The 18,263-nt window shown below is 62.2% G+C and carries 19 protein-coding genes and 3 pseudogenes; 10 read left to right on the top strand and 12 right to left on the bottom strand.

Annotated elements, in window-relative coordinates:
• Positions 1-172: 172 nt before the first annotated feature.
• A complete protein-coding gene (locus AB0362_RS20405; protein ID WP_366236075.1) occupies positions 173-1,318 on the bottom strand; it encodes an integrase in 1,146 nt (381 codons plus the stop codon).
• Positions 1,319-3,596: 2,278 nt separating this feature from the next.
• On the opposite strand from AB0362_RS20405, the gene AB0362_RS20400 reads away from it, so the two are divergent.
• The 3 genes and pseudogenes from AB0362_RS20400 to AB0362_RS20390 all read left to right on the top strand — a co-directional run.
• On the top strand, positions 3,597-4,517 hold the full coding sequence (locus AB0362_RS20400; protein ID WP_231893828.1) for a ParA family protein: 921 nt from the start codon (positions 3,597-3,599) through the stop codon (positions 4,515-4,517).
• 963 nt (positions 4,518-5,480) lie between these two features.
• Entirely contained in the window at positions 5,481-5,756 is a 276-nt protein-coding gene (locus tag AB0362_RS20395) for a DUF2637 domain-containing protein (protein WP_094642617.1), read from the top strand.
• Between the two features lie 153 nt (positions 5,757-5,909).
• Positions 5,910-6,005 (top strand): annotated as a pseudogene (locus AB0362_RS20390) (transposase); the annotation flags it as partial.
• On the opposite strand, the pseudogene AB0362_RS20385 reads toward AB0362_RS20390, so the two are convergent.
• The 8 genes and pseudogenes from AB0362_RS20385 to AB0362_RS20350 form a co-directional block, all read right to left on the bottom strand.
• Positions 6,006-6,278: pseudogene (locus AB0362_RS20385) on the bottom strand (ATP-binding protein); the annotation flags it as partial.
• A 45-nt stretch (positions 6,279-6,323) separates the two neighbouring features.
• The gene (locus tag AB0362_RS20380) at positions 6,324-6,767 is read right to left on the bottom strand and encodes a DUF6262 family protein (protein ID WP_068051225.1); all 444 of its coding nucleotides are present in this window, start codon (positions 6,765-6,767) and stop codon (positions 6,324-6,326) included.
• Positions 6,764-7,453 (bottom strand): tyrosine-type recombinase/integrase, encoded by a 690-nt coding sequence (locus AB0362_RS20375; RefSeq protein WP_303396237.1) that lies wholly within the window; start codon positions 7,451-7,453, stop codon positions 6,764-6,766. Before AB0362_RS20375 ends, AB0362_RS20380 begins: the two co-directional genes overlap by 4 nt.
• A protein-coding gene (locus AB0362_RS20370; RefSeq protein ID WP_094642707.1) for an IS3 family transposase occupies positions 7,419-8,572 on the bottom strand; the annotation gives its coding sequence in 2 pieces (ribosomal slippage) (positions 7,419-8,290 and positions 8,290-8,572; 1,155 coding nt in all). Before AB0362_RS20370 ends, AB0362_RS20375 begins: the two co-directional genes overlap by 35 nt.
• A gap of 32 nt (positions 8,573-8,604) precedes the next feature.
• Positions 8,605-8,970 carry a DDE-type integrase/transposase/recombinase gene (locus tag AB0362_RS20365; RefSeq protein ID WP_082898868.1) on the bottom strand — a complete coding sequence of 122 codons (366 nt, stop codon included), beginning with the start codon at positions 8,968-8,970 and terminating at the stop codon, positions 8,605-8,607.
• Positions 8,883-9,377 (bottom strand): transposase, encoded by a 495-nt coding sequence (locus AB0362_RS20360; RefSeq protein ID WP_094642616.1) that lies wholly within the window; start codon positions 9,375-9,377, stop codon positions 8,883-8,885. The genes AB0362_RS20365 and AB0362_RS20360 overlap by 88 nt, the downstream gene beginning before the upstream one ends.
• Positions 9,378-9,482: 105 nt before the next feature.
• Positions 9,483-9,752, bottom strand: a complete 270-nt coding sequence (locus AB0362_RS20355) for a hypothetical protein (RefSeq protein ID WP_068051219.1) — start codon at positions 9,750-9,752, stop codon at positions 9,483-9,485.
• A 388-nt stretch (positions 9,753-10,140) separates the two neighbouring features.
• Positions 10,141-10,437: a hypothetical protein gene (locus tag AB0362_RS20350; protein ID WP_068051217.1), complete on the bottom strand. Its 297-nt coding sequence runs from the start codon at positions 10,435-10,437 to the stop codon at positions 10,141-10,143.
• A gap of 365 nt (positions 10,438-10,802) precedes the next feature.
• Between AB0362_RS20350 and AB0362_RS20345 the strand changes: the two genes are divergently transcribed.
• The 4 genes from AB0362_RS20345 to AB0362_RS20330 all read left to right on the top strand — a co-directional run bounded on the left by AB0362_RS20345 (position 10,803) and on the right by AB0362_RS20330 (position 13,736).
• Positions 10,803-12,425: a YhjD/YihY/BrkB family envelope integrity protein gene (locus tag AB0362_RS20345; protein WP_052063204.1), complete on the top strand. Its 1,623-nt coding sequence runs from the start codon at positions 10,803-10,805 to the stop codon at positions 12,423-12,425.
• Between the two features lie 50 nt (positions 12,426-12,475).
• The gene (locus AB0362_RS20340) at positions 12,476-12,733 is read left to right on the top strand and encodes a DUF3618 domain-containing protein (protein ID WP_032375695.1); all 258 of its coding nucleotides are present in this window, start codon (positions 12,476-12,478) and stop codon (positions 12,731-12,733) included.
• Complete coding sequence (locus tag AB0362_RS20335; protein ID WP_032375676.1) at positions 12,730-13,002, top strand: DUF4235 domain-containing protein; 273 nt, start codon at positions 12,730-12,732, stop codon at positions 13,000-13,002. The genes AB0362_RS20340 and AB0362_RS20335 overlap by 4 nt, the downstream gene beginning before the upstream one ends.
• A gap of 386 nt (positions 13,003-13,388) precedes the next feature.
• Complete coding sequence (locus AB0362_RS20330) at positions 13,389-13,736, top strand: hypothetical protein (protein WP_094642614.1); 348 nt, start codon at positions 13,389-13,391, stop codon at positions 13,734-13,736.
• Positions 13,737-13,757: 21 nt separating this feature from the next.
• On the opposite strand, the gene AB0362_RS20325 is transcribed toward AB0362_RS20330, so the two are convergent.
• The 3 genes from AB0362_RS20325 to AB0362_RS20315 form a co-directional block, all read right to left on the bottom strand.
• On the bottom strand, positions 13,758-13,934 hold the full coding sequence (locus AB0362_RS20325) for a hypothetical protein (RefSeq protein ID WP_176458463.1): 177 nt from the start codon (positions 13,932-13,934) through the stop codon (positions 13,758-13,760).
• 3 nt (positions 13,935-13,937) lie between these two features.
• Positions 13,938-14,228 carry a hypothetical protein gene (locus AB0362_RS20320; protein WP_068051213.1) on the bottom strand — a complete coding sequence of 97 codons (291 nt, stop codon included), beginning with the start codon at positions 14,226-14,228 and terminating at the stop codon, positions 13,938-13,940.
• A 154-nt stretch (positions 14,229-14,382) separates the two neighbouring features.
• On the bottom strand, positions 14,383-14,904 hold the full coding sequence (locus AB0362_RS20315; protein WP_358373919.1) for a recombinase family protein: 522 nt from the start codon (positions 14,902-14,904) through the stop codon (positions 14,383-14,385).
• 141 nt (positions 14,905-15,045) lie between these two features.
• Here AB0362_RS20315 and AB0362_RS20310 point away from each other — a divergent pair, with 141 nt between their 5' ends.
• The 3 genes and pseudogenes from AB0362_RS20310 to AB0362_RS20300 all read left to right on the top strand — a co-directional run.
• Positions 15,046-16,728 carry a Mu transposase C-terminal domain-containing protein gene (locus AB0362_RS20310; protein ID WP_317549670.1) on the top strand — a complete coding sequence of 561 codons (1,683 nt, stop codon included), beginning with the start codon at positions 15,046-15,048 and terminating at the stop codon, positions 16,726-16,728.
• Positions 16,729-16,732: 4 nt separating this feature from the next.
• On the top strand, positions 16,733-17,689 hold the full coding sequence (locus AB0362_RS20305) for a TniB family NTP-binding protein (RefSeq protein ID WP_255032407.1): 957 nt from the start codon (positions 16,733-16,735) through the stop codon (positions 17,687-17,689).
• Positions 17,686-18,234, top strand: a pseudogene (locus tag AB0362_RS20300) (TniQ family protein); the annotation flags it as partial. The gene AB0362_RS20305 and the pseudogene AB0362_RS20300, both read left to right, overlap by 4 nt.
• Between the last annotated feature and the right edge of the window lie 29 nt (positions 18,235-18,263).

Here is an 18,263-nt window from a genome sequence, read left to right as displayed (position 1 = left end):
TGCATTAAACACAACAATGTTGAATCAAGTCTAGTCTGACTGCCGTCGCCGCAGGTCAGGCGAGACGGAGGGCCGGCAACGGATAGGATGACACCGCGGTCAACGTCCAGGTCGCATCAGCTTATGCGGTGTAACGCAGTTGCATCGGACGCAATTCCGCCTACTTGACCAGCTATAGGCCAATGTCGGTGACGGCGTTACCTACAAGCGGGGCGTGCTCGCGTCGGTAGACCTCTACGGAGTCGAGGCTGGCGTGGCCGGTTTGGCGAGCGATGGCGGATCCGTCGGTGCCGTTGCGTGTGCCCTGAGTGACGAAACCTGCGCGGAGCGAGTGGCCACCGAGCTTATTCAGGGCGGTGAAGTCGTAACCGGCGTGTGCGGCGCGGCGGCGGATGGTCTTGTGGATAGCGGCCCCGGACAGTGCGGTTGTGCCGAGGTTCCCGTTCTTCGCGATCGCACGGAGCAAGGGTGAGCGGGCGGCGGTGCGGGGCACTCCCTCACGGCACACATGCTGGTCGAACGGTTCTTGTTTGCGGAGAAGTCGAATAACCGACGGGCGTCCACCTACGTCGAACGCAGCGACCACCTGCGCCCAGCGGACGTACGCACACGGCGGGCAGGTCTCGTGAGAATTCGTGTACGGCAAGGCTTTCACCGCTCCCCTGCCCTCCTGGTCGGTCTTCGACTTCCGTAGCCGGATGTGGAGGCCGTCGTGCCGGTGCATGGTGACGTCCCCGCACACTAGGTCTGACAACTCGCTGCGGCGGCACGCGCCGGCGAACCCGAGGAGCAGGATGGCCGAATCGCGGCGTTCGAGGACCTCGTCGGCCCACCCGCGGCACCGAGCCCGGGCGGTCCTGACGAGGAGTTTGATGTCCTCGACCAACAGCGGGTCCCGCGGGGTGCGGGGCCGGTCCCCCGCGGCGGCGTACTCGCGTCGGATTCCGGACAAGGTTGCGGTGACCAGTTCGTGTGCGGACGGAGACAGGTGCCCGGTGGTGCGGTGCTGATGGTTGATTGCCGCGATCCAGGTACCGAAAGTGGCGATGGCGTAGGCCCGCTCCCCCGTTCCGGTTCTCGTGTCGGCCGCGTCGACGAGGTATGCGGCAACGGTGATCGGGTGCGCCGGTAGCGTCACGTGACCATTCGACTCGCACCACCTGGTGAAGCGTCTCCACGCGGCCGCGTAGGTCTTGCGCGTCCCCTCGGATCGGGAGGATTGCACAGCGCTGGCGATACGCTTCGCGACGGCCGAGGGGATCTCCGGCTCGACAGCGACCGACCTGCCAGCCTCGGCCGTTCCCGCAACGGTGGTCACGGCAGGTATTCGGCCTGGTCGAAAGTCCACACGCGCAGCCTAGCGCAGTTCACCGACACTCTTGCGTGGCAAAAATGTGCTGAACAGGCGTTTTGTGGGATACGGTGCGGAAAATGCAATTTACGTAGCCCACATCTACAAAATTGGGGCCGACCGTGCACAGGGTCCAACTCGGGCAAATTGCATGTTCATTAGACGCCGAGATTGGCAGCGGTAGGCAACCTCGTTATGGGGTGCTCGATACTGCTGGAGCGTGCTTACGAGTCACCAGGGCTTTCACCGCGCAACAGTCTGACCTGCGGAGTTCTCGAACTGTGTCTGGCTGATGGATCAGTTGGCATATCTCGTAGGTAGTGACCGACACTCACTTCGGCTGCGGCTGTTCGCGTCGTCCAATCCGAGGCTGATGTACGGCTTCGCCCCGCACCTATCCCCAGGGTCGCGAGCGTCCGGTAAGCGGTCTGGCGGTCCTCGCCGAGTACGCGTTGCTTGTCGTGATGGCGGCCCCTGGTCGAGCCGGCAGATGCACCTCGCTCGACAGCAGCGTTCTTCGCCGAGCACCGTTCGCCAAATTTGCGCGCAGGGAGGCGAACGTTTCGATCCTTCGCGCCGGGTCACCGTTAACGGGGCGGGTTCGGTGGAATTCGACCTTTGGGTGTAATGGCGGGCGGACTCGCGCCCAATCCTCGTCTGAGGAGATGCCGATTTATGGCGTCGGTACCGTGACACTGCCGATGTTCCGGGCGGCAGTATGCAGGTATGCGGGTGCATTTGGTCGCAATGCCCGAGTCTGAACAAGATTTGTCACTGTGACGAAGGCTCTTGTTCGCCTCGGTAGCGGGGTGACGCAACAGGACCCGCCATCTGTGCGGCGTCCCGTCTTTCGAGCACTTTTGGTCGGCAAGCGCATACGCCCACACGTAAGCCCATACAGACGGCCATATGAACGGCTGTAAGCCCAACCGGTCGAAGGGCTCAGACGTAGATGCAAATTTTCCACGCCCGTCTTTGCTGCACCAGCCGCCTAACCAATCCGGCCCCACACGAGAGACCCATATGCATGCCCGTACGTGAGGCTGCACTCACTGACCGGCGTTAGGCTGTCGCCGGACGTACCCCAATCTTGGGCGGCCGATTGAGCCGAACGAGTCGCGGGCGCCTCGGATTGATCCATAAGTGCGCTAGTCGACCGCCTGTAGGCGGTTACGGCGGAGTTGTTCCTCGCGTGGTGACTAGCCGCACCTAACGATGCGCAACAGTCGTGTGCCGAGATCGCTTCGAACCGCGCGCACGCCCGGAATATGTGCGGCTTGCCAACGTGCGGCGCATCCCGTCACTGATGCGGGTGCGCCCGATCCAATACTGGCGGTCTGCCCGAAATGGCGCACGTTTACCAGAGCCTCGCTTCCCCATTCGGGGATGCCGTCAGACGCCCGTTCCATTCAACGCACAGCTTTCTGCGCGGTCCGCGGCCGCGCCATCGACTGATCTACACTCCTCAGCACCTCGGAGGCGGCTGCCTCCTGCCAAGTTTGGCAATCTGAAATGGAACTTCTCTTCGAGCGAATCTGGGTGGCGACCGACGGCCGAATGACTCGCAAGCGTTTCGAGTGGACTACACTTACTTGGGGTGTGACCTGCCGATTTATCTACATCGTCGGTAAGTCCGTATGTAAGCCCATACATATGGCCATACATACGGGCCCAAGGGTGGCTTATGCGGTGGCCGTAAGAGCGATCGTTAAAGTGCTCAGGACAAAGGGGGCTACAACGGTCGCATGGGTGTACATGTAGAAGCACCGTGTCGGGTGCGTACAACGGTTCAGGCAACTGGCCTTACAACCGGCCGTCCACGCGGCGGTGCGTACGTCCGTGCAGTCGGTCTGCCACCCGTACGCAAGCCACGCCTCTTATGTAACCGCTCTACTTGCTGTCTGTAGAACTACATCAGCGCCCACACGAAGCACCGCACGACAAGCCTTTTATCGTGCGGTGGCAACCGCTTGTGCGAGAGCGGTCTGTGCGTCTAGCTGCATGACAACTGCAACGGTTGTAAAGGCAGCTTTAGAGCCAGCCGTGCATGAGCGCCTGCACTCGGCTTCATGTCGGGTCGTTTCGAAAGCCGCCACCAAAGCCAGCAGTAGACCCTGCTGCACATCCTGATACCTGGCCAGACCTAAGCGCTGACGCAGGGCCGCGCCCAGAGCTCTGCAGAAAGTTGTGCGGCCGCGCGTGTCGCAGACCGCAGGAGCGTCGCTAGTCCAGTACCTTCATGCGGGTGACGACAACCGCAGCTTCACGGACAGTGCTGGTCGCTAACCAGAAGGGTGGCGTCGGCAAAAGCTCGATCGTGTCAGCCGTGGCGGGCATGGTCGCCGCAGCGGGGCGGCGCGTGCTTGTCGTCGACGCCGACCAGCAAGCCAACGTCTCCTCGTCTGACCTCGGGGTTGAAGGCGACGGCGGCCGTGGCTTGAGTATGGCGTTGCAGTTCTCGCAAGCATTGACTCCTGTCCGGAATGTTCGCCCAAACCTCGATGTCGTCCCGGGTGGCCCGGCGCTCGCCGTTGTTGCGTCTGTAGCAGCAACCGCGTCGCAGACTGGAATCGATCTGCGCGGCAACCTATCGAAGACGCTGAACGACTTGGATGAAACCGAGAACTACGACTTGGTTCTAATCGACTCCGGCCCCGGCGATGCCCCCCTTCTTGAGGCCCTACTCGGGACGGCTCGATACCTTGTCGTACCCACCAAGGATGACGACGCCAGCTTGTCTGGTGTCGAACTACTCGCGATGCGATACCTACGGGCGCGGCGAGCTGGATCCAAGATTCAACTGCTGGGTGTTGTCCTTTTTGACACAAATCCCCGCGCGACGGCACGCAATCGCGAAGTCTTCGACCAAGTCAACGAACTTCTCGAAGGCAGCGGCGCTGACCCGTTCGAATCATTTATACGATCGGATCGTGCTGCAGCAGTGGATCTTCGAACACGCCATCTCACTCCATTAGAACTGGTCGAAGCAGCTGAGTCTGACCAGAAAAGCCGTCTGCAGAGACTGCGTCAGAAGGGCAAGTCCAGCGACCGCCTGTGGTCCCGCGATCCATCCGGGCTGGCATCGGACTACCAAGGCTTGACTCGCGAAATACTCAGCCGTGTCGCGAACGCAGAACGCAAGCAGGTTGCCGGCGGTGTCGCGTGACCACACGAAAGCGCCGGGCCGCATTTGATCCGAATGCACTCAACGATCTAGACGAACTGCTCCCACCGCTCAATCTCGTCCGCGACGCTGCAGCCGCGGGCAGCGCTACAGCGGTTAACACCGAACGCGACAACGCTGACCAAAATGGTGTTGCGACGGCCGTCCAGGAGGTCATCGATTCGAACGGCGACCGAGCAGGGCGCGCTCACGCACTCGCAGTAGTAGCGGACGACCAGCCAGAAACGTACGACGACTCCGACCGAGGCTCGGTAGCAGATGAGCCTGCAGAATTCGAAGAACACACCCCGGCAGTCACTACGCAAACCGGGACCGACGACAAGCAGAACTCGCCACGCCGGGCGGACGCGCGACGAAAGAACGTAAGAAAAGACTCGGCGACAACCAGCACAAACCGTGTCGCACCACCCGAGGTAGCTTTGCCCTATGAGGTCTACGGCGCCTTGCGGTCACTTACGCTGGAGGAGCGGACTGCGAATGCAGTAACGGCACGTACATACGGTCAAGTCGTACTCGACGCGGTTGAAGAGCACGCGGACGATCTGAAGACACATTGGGCGGGTGCAGTCGCGAGCGCAAGTACAGGTTTGTTCAAAAGGGCGGACGGAAGGCCCACACGTAGGCGACACAATGCACCCCTGTCTCGTGTTCCGCTCGCTGGAGTCATTAACTCTGACGCGGCGCTTCTCGATCAGCTAGCTAGTGACTGGGGCGCGGGCAGTCGAAGCGCCCTAGTCGAACAAGCTCTGCGTCTGTACCTACGGGTCACCTGACTCCTGGCGTTGAACAGGTGCGCTCCGCTTTCGTCAAGCCGTGGAGCTTCCGCGTTGATGAAGACGTATAGCCCAGGCCGATCTCCCGCTCACGTACGCCATTCCGCCTCCCACGCGCAGTCCGACGTAGCTGCAGCAGACACAGTCCACCTCTAAAGGAGTCTCAACGGACATGCGCACCGATCAGAGCCGTACAGTCGGTTCGCCACCTGTGCTTGCAGTTCATCCGCAGGTGCTGTTCGCCGCGTTGATGACCGGTATCGCCTTAACCGTTGGCATCGCAGCATCATCGTTTTGGCTGTCTTTCGCCGCGCTCCGAGAGCTGGCGATTATGGCCGGGACCGATCCAGGACGAGCGTGGGTCTTGCCCGTCGTTCTTGACGGGGCGATTGTCGCCACGACGGTCATAGCGCTGGCTGTCGCTTGCCAGGGTGATGGGACCACCTGATTGCCAGAGGGTAGGGACCACCGTGGCGCGTTATTGAGGATGCTCGTTGTTGGTGGTGTCGTCAACTGTTCCGGGTCGGGTGCGTTTGAGGTTCACCCCGGATGGTGGACACCGAGATAGCGGGACCGATGGTTCCGCTGGAAGGATGTCCGCATGTCCCGCAAACGCAGGTCGTTCACGACCGAATACAAGGTCGAGGCCGCCCGTAGGGTGATCGATTCCGGCCGCACCATCGCCGAGGTCGCCCGCAGAGGTGACGATGGTGGTTTTCTTTCGGTGGCGTTCGACGATGAGTTCGTAGAAGTCGCTGGTTTCGGTGGCATCGAGTGGGCGCAGGGCGAAGTCGTCGATGATCAGGATCTCGATGGCGGTCAACCGCCGGATCTCGGCGTCGACGGTGTTGTCGAGTCGCGCTGCTCGCAGTCGCGTGAACAATTTGTCCGACCGTGCGAACAGGACACTGTGGCGTCGGCGGATTGCCATGTGCCCCAACGCTGTTGCCAGATGTGTTTTGCCGACTCCGGTCGTTATCTATGGGTTGGGTCAGAACGGTGGTTCGTGTGCGGGTCAGGTTGTCGTTTCGATTGATTCAGCAGTGTTTTGGGTGTTGCCGCGGCGGGCCATTTCGCGTCGTAGGTCGAGGTTTTCGCCGTGGGCTTGTTCGAGCGCGTCGCGCAGAGCTTGGGTTTGCTGTCGGTGACGTCTCTTGAGTTCAGTTATCTGTTGTGTCAGCGTGATGACCAGCGGGTTCTCGTCGGTGGCGATGGGGCGTGCGGTTGTCGTTGAGAGGTGCTTCCCGCGTAGGTAGTCGATGCGTCGGCGAAGCTCGGAGTGCTTGTAAAGGAAGGCGTGCGAGACGCCGGCCTCTCGTTGCACGGACTGAAATGTGATGGGTTCACCGCGTTTGACCAGGGATCTGATTGCCTGATCGGCAGCGTGTGCGGCGCGCTGAGATTTGGCCTTCGCGGCGGCAGTGAGGACGGCGATGCGGCGTTCTCGGGTGTCGGTCATGGTGTGCCTCTGCGGTCTTTGATCGGCTCGAGAGTTAGTGCGATCGGCCCGGCAGTGGAGCGGTTGCACGGCGGGGTGATGTCGTCGAGTGGATTCTCGGGTGTGCGTTCGAGGGTATCTATGAGGTCTGTCAGAGCGGTGTGTTCGGCGCGGCGGAGGTTGAGCCAGACGTTGTCCGAGGGCATAGGTTGGCCGTGTTTCTGTTCGAATTCTGTTGTGGCTCTGTCGATGATCTCTGTGGTCTCGTGAAGCTGACGTTTGAGGACGCTGCTGTGAGTGATGTCTGTGACGAAGACCGAGCATGTCAGGCATGCGTTGCCTTTTCCGCATGTCTGCAGTGGAGGAAGCATGCACCAGCCGTTCGGGAGGATTCGGTCGGCACTGCGGAACAGATGCAGGCTGTCGTGGTCGTCGCTGGACAATGCGATGCGCGTGCCGTCGGCGCGGAGTTTCGTGGTCGCGAGAAATGCTTGTTCGGCGTGTTCGTCGCGGGCCGCGATGTAGTGCATGGTCATTGTCGGGGTGGCATGGCCGGCATAGCGTTGGAGCACGTGAACCGGTAAACCGAGTTCGGCCAGGCGGGTAAGTCGGGTGTGACGAAACCGGTGAGGGGACTGCCCCGACTTCAGTTGACTAGTGGGGTTGAGCGATTCAGGCCGCGTGTGCGGTCCGGTTGATTGTCTCAAACTCGATAGGGGTGAGCTTGCCGAGGCGCCGTTGACGGCGTTTGCGGTGATAGGTCTTTTCGATCCAGGTCACGATCGCCAGCCGTAGTTGCTCGCGGGTCGACCACCGCTGGCGGTCGAGGACGTTCTTCTGCACGAGTGCGAAGAACGACTCCATCGCGGCGTTGTCACCGCACGCCCCGACCCGCCCCATAGAGCCTCGTAACCCGTTGCGCGACAGGACATGTACGAACTTCCTGGATCGGAATTGGCTACCGCGATCCGAATGCACGATAGTCCCCACCGAGCCTCTTTGCGCCACAGCATTATCCAATGCTGACACCGCTAACGAGGCCTTCATCCTGGAGTCGATCGAGTAGCCGACGATCCTGTTCGACCAGACGTCCTTGATCGCGCAGAGATACAGTTTGCCCTCGTCGGTGCGGTGTTCGGTGATGTCGGTCAGCCACAGCTCGTCCGCGGCCCGTGCGGTGAACTGACGGTCGACGAGGTCGTCGTGAACCGGCGGGCCGGCCTTCCTGTTCAGGCCTCGCTTCTTCGAGAACACCGACCAGATGCGTTCTTGTGAGCACAACCGCGCGACCCTGTTCTCGCTGGCGGTGATTCCGCGGTCGGGTAGTTCGACTGCGATGAAGCGGTAGCCGAATGCGGGGTCGTCGTCGTGGATCTCACGAGCAATGTTGATCAGATGCGCATCATCCCAATCTCGTTGCGTGACTGGCTTTTTCTTCCATTTGTAGAACGCTTGGGTTGAGAAACCGAGAACCCGGCAGGTCACTGTGACGGGTACTCCGTCGCCAGCAAGGTCGAGGACCAGCGGGTAGATCATTTTGGGAGTATGTCTCGACTCAGATAGGCGGCGGCTCGCCGCAGAACGTCGTTTTCCTGCTCGAGCAGCCGGTTGCGCTTCTTTAGCTCCCGCAGCTCAGCGGACTCGTCACCAGGGTTCTGCCGGCCGTCACGGACGACGCCGTCTTCACGATCGGCAATCTTGAGCCAGCGGTGCAGGCAACCTTCGGAGATTCCGAAGTCCTTCGCGATCTGACGCAACGGGGCCTCGCCCTTGCGTGCGACGGCGATGACGTCGCGGCGGAACTCCTCGGGAAATGCTTTCGGCATGGTGAACATCCTTCCACCGTGAGGAGCGATCCTCACAGATCAGATGTCAACCAAAGCTGGGGCAGTCCCAACGTCGCTGTCTGCGAGCTGTCGATCGACCAACCGACGACTCGCCTCGAAAACGTATCCAGGACAGCGGCGCAGTAAATTTTACCTTCACGGGTGGGATGTTCCGTGATGTCCGTGACCCACAGCTTGTTAGGCTCGTCGCGGGTGAACGTACGGTCCACGAGATCGCTCGCGGTGGGAGTCTGATGCTTGGAACGGGCACGTTTGTTTCCCGGAAGTCCTTTCACACCAGCAGTTCTCATCAGTAGTTCGATGCAGCCGTGTCCCACGGCAATGTCGTGACTAAGGGTGAGTTCTTCCGTGAACTCGGCGGGCACCGTAGGTGCCATGCGAGGCGGTGTGAACCTAGGTGATCGGCTGCGTCAACCAGGCATGTCGCAGTGAGCGTTCCGAGGGCGGGCGATTGCGCCACTCGTAGAAGCCGGACTCGGGCACCTCCAGAATCCGACACGAAGTCTGTACCGGTAGTCCTTCCTTGGCCATCACTTCGATCGCTTCGAACCGCCTTTGCGGCCGCCACCGACTTCAGCAGTTCCGTGGAGCGTTCGGCGATGGCAAGCTCGGTCTCCAACTCGGCGATACGACGACGGGCGGCAGCGAGTTCGGCGCTCTCGATCGAGCTCAGCCCCGGCTTCTGTCCGGTATCGATGAGCTCCTGGTTACGCCAGTTGTAGATGGATTGTTCGGTGACATCGAGACCTGCGGCGACCTCGGCGACCGTGCGTCCTGACTTCAACCGAGTGGACGATACGAGTACGACCCGACCTCATCCGCATCTGGGCCGCCACTGCTGCAAACACCGATCCCGCTGTTGGCGGGTAGAGAGAGCAGGCGGCGGTGCTCACCTGACCGGGCGCCGCAGTGATGTGGTGGACGGTGTGGGCATGGTGTCGGTGGTGTAGCGACGGGCATAGTCGAGTAGGCGAGTGCGGGTGTCTTCGTCGAGGGCAGGGGTGTCGGGCAGGTTGAGGGCATACCAGAGTCTGCGTCGGTATTCGCCCGGGGTAATACCGAAGGTGGGATAGATGTCTTCGTCACCGACGTCGTTGTCGTAGTGGTGCCAACGCAGTGCGAAGTCGATCAATGCCGGGTCGACAGTGTTGTCGTTCAAAGGAATCCACCCCTGGTGGTGTCGGGAACGGGGGTCAGTGCTCGGTGTGCAGGGCGGATGCAGGATGGGTTCACACGATGTGCCGTGTGACTTCGAGTCCATTGTGTCGGAATTACGGGGGTTTCCGCGTGCCGAGGTTCAGCCCATCGCGGCGGTTGGCGCATGCAGACTCACCCACCAGCCTGCCCGGGCCGGTTGTCCGCTCATCCTGTTCGGCTGATGACTGCTACGAGTGCCAGGAATACGGCGGTCCCGGTGGCGCCGAGAATCGCGGCGCCGAGGAACCCGCGTTCGGGGTCGAGTGCCCACGCCGCGCAGGTGATCAGCACGAGCGCTACGCCGCTCCAAAACAGATAGGTGCGGCGGGGGACAGATCGAGGGTGTTCCGTCACGGCGTGCCGGCGGTGCTGTCAGCTGCGGGACTGTTGGCTGCGGTGTTGGTGGGTGGGGAAGCAGGTAGTGCGGTGACGTCCTGGTCGTCGGCGAAGACGAGGGCCCCGGCGTCCAGGGCGATCGCCCAGCGGTGTGGGGGCGCCCAGGTGCGACCGAGGGTGTCTGCGGGCAGGAGGTAGTCCCCGAAGTCCTCGACGAGTGTCCCTGCAGAGGTGGTCCCGTCGGGGCGGTGCACTTCGACGATGTCACCAACCGAGAGGGCTCCGGTGGTGGTTTGTTTGGGATCGGTCATAGTTGAGCATTGAAGCAGGCCGGTCAGCCGCTGATTCGCGGTGGTCTCGACGCCTCGCCTGCGGACAACGCCGATAACGTCGTGGGTATGGGGCCGTGTACAACAACGGAAGAGTGATGGTGATCTGTCACCGCCACCGGGCGAAAACCGTCCCCGTTCTATTTCCGATGAAACCCTGTTCGGTTGACGGGTTGTTCACTCATCGAGAGACAGACCGCGCCGGTGGTAGCGGTGCTCTGCGTACCAAGCTCGGTCCATTTTGCGGCGCAAGACCAGACTGTTACTGCGTTTTCTGTGCCGCCGATTCATCTGCTGCTGACTCTCGGGCAATGTTTTCGTCGGTGTGCTGCGGGTACTAGCGTCAGGTGAGTGAGAACGATGATGTCCCGTCCGCACCGGTGGATGCCGACCCGGATGATCCGCGCAAGGCCGACTCGCCGACGGAGCTGACGAAAACGTCGTGGCTGTTCGTGCTTCGCAAGACTGCGCGTGAGTTCTCGCGTGATCAGTGCACCGATCTCGCGGCAGCGTTGACGTACTACGCAGTGTTGTCGCTGTTTCCCGCTGTGTTGGCGATCGTGTCGCTGCTCGGTGTGTTCGGGCAAGGACAAGCCACCGTCGATGGTGTGTTGCAGATCGTGTCCGATCTGGGACCCTCCTCGGCGGTGGAGACGCTGCGGGAGCCGATCACGCAGTTGGTGTCCGCTCCGGCCGCAGGGTTCGCTCTGGTTACTGGTGTTGCGGGTGCGTTGTGGTCGGCGTCGGGGTATGTGGGGGCGTTCGGGCGGGCGATGAACCGAATGTACGAGGTCGAGGAAGGGCGTCCGGTCTGGAAATTGCGGCCGGTGCTGTTGCTGGTGACGGTGGCGGCGCTGGTGCTGATTGCTCTCGCGGCGGTGATGCTCGCGGTCAGCGGACCGGTAGCAGCCGCGGTGGGGGATGCGGTCGGTCTCGGCGATACCGCGTTGACGGTGTGGAACATCGCACGGTGGCCGGTCGTGCTGGTCATCGTCGTTCTCGCGGTCGCGTTGTTGTATTACGCGACTCCGAATATTCAGCAGCCGAAGTTTCGGTGGATCAGCAGCGGAGCAGTGGTGGCGATCGTGGTGTGGGTCGCCGCGACGATCCTGTTCGGGTTCTACGTCGCCAATTTCGGCAGCTACAACAAGACCTACGGATCGTTGGCCGGGGCGATCGTGTTCCTGCTGTGGTTGTGGATCACCAACCTTGCGTTGCTGTTCGGTGCCGAACTCGATTCCGAACTCGAACGTGGCCGACAACTGCAGGCAGGGATGGTCGCCGAGGAACGTTTGCAGCTCCCACCCCGAGATACTCGGGTGTCGGAGAAGAACGAGGAGAAAGATGCCGCCGCCGTCGACGACGGACGACGGCTTCGGCTTCGCCACCAACATGCCACGGCACATTCCAGCGGTGCTGGGCAGCGCGATGACAGACACAATCGCACGACACACGGCGACGAAAAGCCGTTGCCTGTACCTGTTTCCGGCTCCAGCACTGGCGGAGACATCACTTCGAATCAACATATGCAGGGAGAAACAATGAACGCTCATTCCGGGCCACCGTCGGAGGAAGCCCGCACTTCGGCTGCGGATCTGTCGACAGTGCAGCTCGTCGAACGCTTGACCGATCAGGTGTCGACGCTGGTGCGCAGCGAGATCCGCTCAGGCCTCGAGGAAGTGAAAAGCAAAGGCACCCGGCTCGGCATCGGTATCGGTATCACCGGTGCGGGCGCACTGCTGCTGTTCTTCGGTCTCGCCACTCTGATAGCAACTGCAGTGCTGGGGTTGGCGACAGTGCTGTCGGCGTGGCTGGCAGCGCTGATCGTCGCCGCCGCAGTCCTGGTGGTGGGAGGGGTTTTGGCTGCGGTGGGGACCTCACGCGCGAAGAATGCGGTACCTCCGGTACCGGCAGAGACCGTCGCCAGTGTCAACGACGACATCACCGCCATCAAGAAGGGAATCCGATGACCGAGAACAAGCACGTTGCACGCGGTAACGAGACAGGCGAGGAGGCGCACGTGACAGACCCGCCAGTAGCGCCGGTGCCGGATATCGAACAGCAGCGCGCCGAACTCGCCGAGACGGTGGCGGCGCTCGCCGACAAAGTCGATGTGCCTGCGCGGGTGCGCAGTGAAGCAACCGTTCAGGCGGAGAAGGCCAAGACGTTGGCTCAGGACAATCCGCAGGTCGCCGCGGCCGCTGTCGGGACCCTGGTCGCGGCGGTAGTGCTGGTGGTGTTCTCGCGTCGTCGCCGTGCGCGGCGGTTGCTGCGATGAGTGCGGTGTCGAAAGCGGTGTACAAACCGCTGTCGCTGGCTACCAGCGTGCTCGGCGGGGTACTTGCCGGGGTGGTGTTCAAGCAGGTGTGGAAACGTATCGGCGACAACGACACCTCGACTCCCGACCCGAAAGACCTGAGCCGCACCGTCCAGGAGGTGCTGATCGCGGCCGCCATTCATGGCGCGGTGTTCGGGGTCGTCAAAGCCGCCGTCGACCGTGCCGGAGCGAAAGGCTACCGCGCTCTCGCCCACGAAGACCCCAGCTGATCACGAGAGCCTTACACAGGCGTCCGCACTCGATCGGCGGTCTGGTGCGGCTTCCCGTTCGACGATGCCGAAACGTCGATAGAAAACGACTACGAGTTGTCGGAACGGCGATGCACTCAGGGATGGGGCCAGGTCGGCCCGCTCGGCTCCGGTGTGATTCGGTAGCCACGGGAGAGGTTGACCGGCAAACGTGAATCGCTGCTGTCAGTTTCAGAAGTAGGCTGCACGATTTGCTGGGGTTTTACCCGTGATTGCAGTCGTCTTCTGACATTCTGAGTGCAGAAGTGAACTGCACAATCGGCACCACAGGTCGGGGTGTTCAAGGCTGTGGTGGGGGTGGGCGGCCGATGTGCGGACGGGTCGATACGTCGACCAGAATCATCGGTATGACGGAAGAGCGGTCGGCAGAGACTTTTGTGGGGTTCGCGGTGCGCTGGGAACCCTATGGAGGTGCCGATGACGAAGACATCTTCGTGGCGTTCGGGATTTCGGGTGCGGAGTATCGGCGCCGGTTGTGGTGGGCCTTGAATCTGCCCAGTGGCCCAGACCTGGACGACGATGTCCGTGATCGACTCCGTGAGTACGCCATGCGTACCACGCGCCTACGCCGTCGTCGGGGCGGTAGCGAAGTTCGCGATGCACTCAGTGGCGTGTGGAAATGGGGTGATTCCTACGGTGATCGCGACGTGAATCGACTTCCCACCAGCGAGGGCGATCAACGCGAGGATCAGTAGTGTCGATGACGTTTGTCAGTGTCAGAAGTTGGCTGCACTTCGTGCTGACGCCGGGTGTTGGCCTGGGGAACCTTTGGTGCGGTTTCGCAGCGCCCGCGTGATGTCGATGATCGTCATGGCCAGCAGGACTGGTTTGGCAATGCTCAGTACGGCCGCGGACCCGATGACCGAGGCAACCAGAATTGAGTAGATGTCCACCGGTCAGGTCTTGTCGCTGATGTCGTTCGGTGTTGTCGGTGCTGTCGTCGACGGTTCGGATTTGTGGTGCTCGATGATGTCGGCGTCGTCGGCGAAGATCAGCGTTCCGTCTTCCGACGCGATGGCCCATCGATGGGGCATGGCCCAGTCTCGGCCGGCGGCGGGGACGGTCAGCAAGTAGTCGGCGAAGTCCTCGACTACGGTCCCGGTAGCGGTGCCGCCCTCTAGGCGTCGCACTTGGAGTGTGTCACCAATGGTGGGTGGTGTCGTTGTGATCTCTACCGGTTCGGTCATGACGGAATTGAAGCAGACGAATTCTCGTGGCTGATCATGCGTCCATCGATTTTCAAAGTCGTCGATGTGCCCGAGACCCCCACGGTGGCAGCTTCGGAAGTTGACTCGCATCGGCCCGGCGGGCCATGTGCGAGAAACGGCGATTGGCGGTGGGCTATTTCAAGTGCCGGTACAGCGTCGATCGCGACACTCCGAGCACTTCTCGGATGTCGGTGAGTGACATTCCGCCGGTGCGCATTCGCTTCGCTTGTTTGATTTGCGTCCCGGACATCGCCGGTGGTCGGCCACCGAGTCGCCCTTGGGCGCGTGCCACTGCCAGTCCGAGGTTGGTGCGTTCGCGGATGAGGTTGCGTTCGAATTCCGCCAATGCTCCGAAGATGGAGTAGATCAGCTTTCCGCCGGAGGTGGTGGTGTCGATCGCTTCGGTCAGCGAGCGGAATCCGACGCCATCGACGTCGAGCTGCTCGACCGTTTCGAGGAGATGGGGGAGTGATCGCCCGAGACGGTCGAGTCGCCACACGACCAACGTGTCGCCGCGCCGCAGATGCGAGAACAGATCCGACAGCTGCGGCCGAGACGTCGTCGCACCCGACGCTGTCTCCGTCCACACTCTCGAACACCCGGCAGCGCTCAAGGCCTCGCTCTGCGCGTCGGCGCTCTGATCGGTCGTCGACACCCTCGCGTAGCCCTGTCAGTTTCAGGAGTGCGCGTCATGCTTTCCTGGGGTTTCACCTCCGATTGCAGTCGTCTTCTGACATTCTGAGTGCAGAAGTGCACTGCACAATCGGTCACCCAGGCTGGGCGTTCGGAGGCTGCGATGGACGCGGACAAGTTCGACGTCGCCGAGACCGGTGTGCTGACCGCGTCGGCCGAGCAGTGGGAGCAGGCGCGGACGCGGTTTGCAGTGCTCAGCGAACTAGCGGATCTATCCTCGATTGGTACCGCAGTGGTCGAGGATGCAGCGCAGCAGTTGGGGGTCTCGCCGCGGCGTGTGTACGTGCTGCTGTCCAGGCTCCGGAATGGGGGAGGGGCGGTCACCGATCTGTTGGTCTCCGCACCTTCAGGCGGGCGCGGACGCTCCCGCGTGCCGACCGAGGTGGAAGTGGTAATCGCCGAGCACATCAACCGTGACTTTCTGGCTCGCCAGAAGCTCAGTGTGGCTGCGCTGCATCGTCGTATCGCGCTCGCCTGCCGCCGCGCCGGACTCCCGATCCCAGCCCGCAACACAGTCAACGCGCGGATCGCAGCAATGCACCCGGGCCGCGTCGCACGCTCACGTGGCGGACCGGACGCGGCCCGATCGCGGCAATCCGCTGGCGACGTCCCGCCGCCGGTGACGGCCGTTCTGCAACAAGTCCAGATCGATCACACCGTGGTCGATCTGATGATCGTCGACGAATACGACCGGGCACCGATCGGACGTCCGTATCTCACGATTGCCATCGATGTCTTCAGCCGCTGTGTGCCAGGGTTCGTCGTCACACTCGATCCGCCGTCCGCAGTGTCCGTCGGGTTGTGTCTGGGCAGGGTGTGCTCGGACAAGAGCGTATGGATCGACGCTTTGGGCCTTGGCGCGGATGTGCGGTGGCCGATGGTCGGAAAGCCGCGCGCCTTGTATGTCGACAACGCCGCCGAGTTCAAAAGTGAAGCGCTCCAGCGTGGTTGCGAGCAGCACGGCATCGACCTCGGCTACCGACCACCCGGCCGGCCGCATTACGGCGGGATCGTCGAACGCATCATTGGCACCGTCATGACCCAGGTCCACGAACTCCCCGGCACCACGTTCTCGAACCCAACGCAGCGGGGCAGATACGACTCAGAGGGCACGGCAGCCCTGACGCTACGAGAATTGGAACGCTGGCTGATCCTCGCGGTCGCGGCGTACCACGCGGACGTGCACACCGGCCTGAGCCGGAGCCCCGCTGCGCAGTGGATCAGCAGCACCGACGCCGATACTGCTCGATCGACGTCGACAGTGGTGGGCGAGACCGCATTCCTGGTGGACTTCCTTCCCGTCATCCGGCGTCGCCTGACCCGGACAGGGTTCGTCATCGACCACATCCAGTACTTCTCGAACGCTCTGAAACCGTGGATCGCTAGGCGAGAGAAGTTGGGTCAGTTCGTGATCCGGCGTGATCCACGAGATCTGAGCAGGGTGTGGGTCCTGGACCCCGACAGCGGCGGCGGGTATGTCGAGGTGCCGTACCGGACGATGTCACATCCGGCGGTGACATCGTGGGAACACCGGGCAGCGGTGGTGCGTCTTCGAGAGCACGGCCGAGCAACTATCGACGAACACGCTCTGTTCGCGATGATCGAGAAGATGCGTCAGGTAGCCACGTCGGCAGAGCGGGACACCAAACGAGCCCGACGTAATCGCACTCGCCGTGCCCACCTGAGCAGCGTCACCACACCACCGAACGCGATGGGCCCGCCCGAGAGTCGCCCCGGTACCGACCAAGTACCGGTTCCGATCTTCGACGACATCGAAGAATGGTGAATCGATGAACGACGACCCCCGAATCACTCCTGCAGGCGACGGTAGCGGCGAAGACATCGACCCCGGTAGTGCGGATCTGATCCACCTGCGAAGTTCGGTCAGATCGATAGCGGGTCTTCCTGCTGCACAACGCATCAGGCACATTCGTACGGAACGGTGGATCGGGTATCCGCGTGCACGGTCGGTGATCGTGCACCTCGAGACGTTGCTGGTGTGGCCGGATCGGCAACGAATGCCGAACCTGCTTCTGATCGGGCCGACGAACAACGGCAAGTCGATGATCATCGAGAAGTTCCGGCGTGCGCACCCCGCTGTCAGCTTGCCCGACCGTGAGCAGATACCGGTGTTGTGTATGCAGATGCCCCCGGACCCGGCACCCGGACGGTTCTACCTGGCGATGCTCGCTGCCCTCGGAACGCCGATGCGCCCGCGAAGCCGCGTTCACGAACTAGAACAGCAAGCGGTGACGCTGTTGCGAGCAACCGGGGTTCGGATGCTGATCATCGACGAGCTCCATAATGTTCTCGCCGGTCGCGACAACGTGCGCCGAGAATTTCTGAACCTGTTGCGGTTTCTGGGCAACGAGCTGCGGATCCCTCTCGTCGGAGTCGGTACCCGAGAGGCGTACCTCGCGATCCGCAGTGATGCACAGTTGGAAAACCGTTTTCACCCCATGACGCTGCCGATCTGGACCAACGACACCGACACCCGCTCCCTGCTGGCGAGCTTCACCGCCAGCTTCCCGTTGCGTGCGCCCTCGTACCTGACATCGGCGGAGATGACCGATTACCTCCTCACCCGGTGTGAGGGCACCATCGGCGAACTGGCCACGCTGTTGACCGCGGCCGCAGTGACCGCAATAGAAGCCGGAGAGGAAGCGATCACCTCACAGGTGTTGACCCAAACCGCCTACTTCGGGCCCACCGAACGCCGCCGCCACTTCGAACGGCACCTGGCATGACACCAGCCGATGCCCCTGCAGCGCACACAGCGCTCGACCACAGTGCGCATCCGCCGTGGCCGCTGCGCCCGCAACCACTACCTGGCGAGACTCTGATGTCGTGGCTGGCCCGGACCAGCGCACTGTATTCGTTGATCAATACAGCGGACCTTCTCGACGGGCTCGGTGTCGACACCTCGAGCGTGGACCTGGACCGGCACACACCCGAGCCGGTGCTATCGGCGCTTGCCCAGAGGAGCACCTGTACGGCGGAACGGCTGCGGGAAATGACGTTGGCGGGCTGCACGCCCTGGCTGCTCGACAGCACCGACCCCACCGAGTGCGACTTCGACACCTACGTCCACCAGTTCTCTGTCCTACTACCGGCGGGTCTGGCGATGGCCGATCGACGTCGACGCGCACCGCCCGCCGGCACATGGCTTCCCTGGGTAAGCACGCTGACTACACGGGCATGCCCTCTGTGCATCGACACCCTCGACACACACGCCGACATCGCGGTCATGATGGCTCAGCAATACCCGATGCTGACCAGCTGCACCAAGCATCTCTGCCGGCTCGAATTCTGCAGCGTCGT

The organism is Rhodococcus sp. NPDC079359 (assembly GCF_040702585.1).
Lineage (GTDB): Bacteria > Actinomycetota > Actinomycetes > Mycobacteriales > Mycobacteriaceae > Rhodococcoides.
The sequence above is the reverse complement of the archived record's forward strand: the minus strand, read 5'-3'. Positions and strand labels throughout refer to the sequence as shown.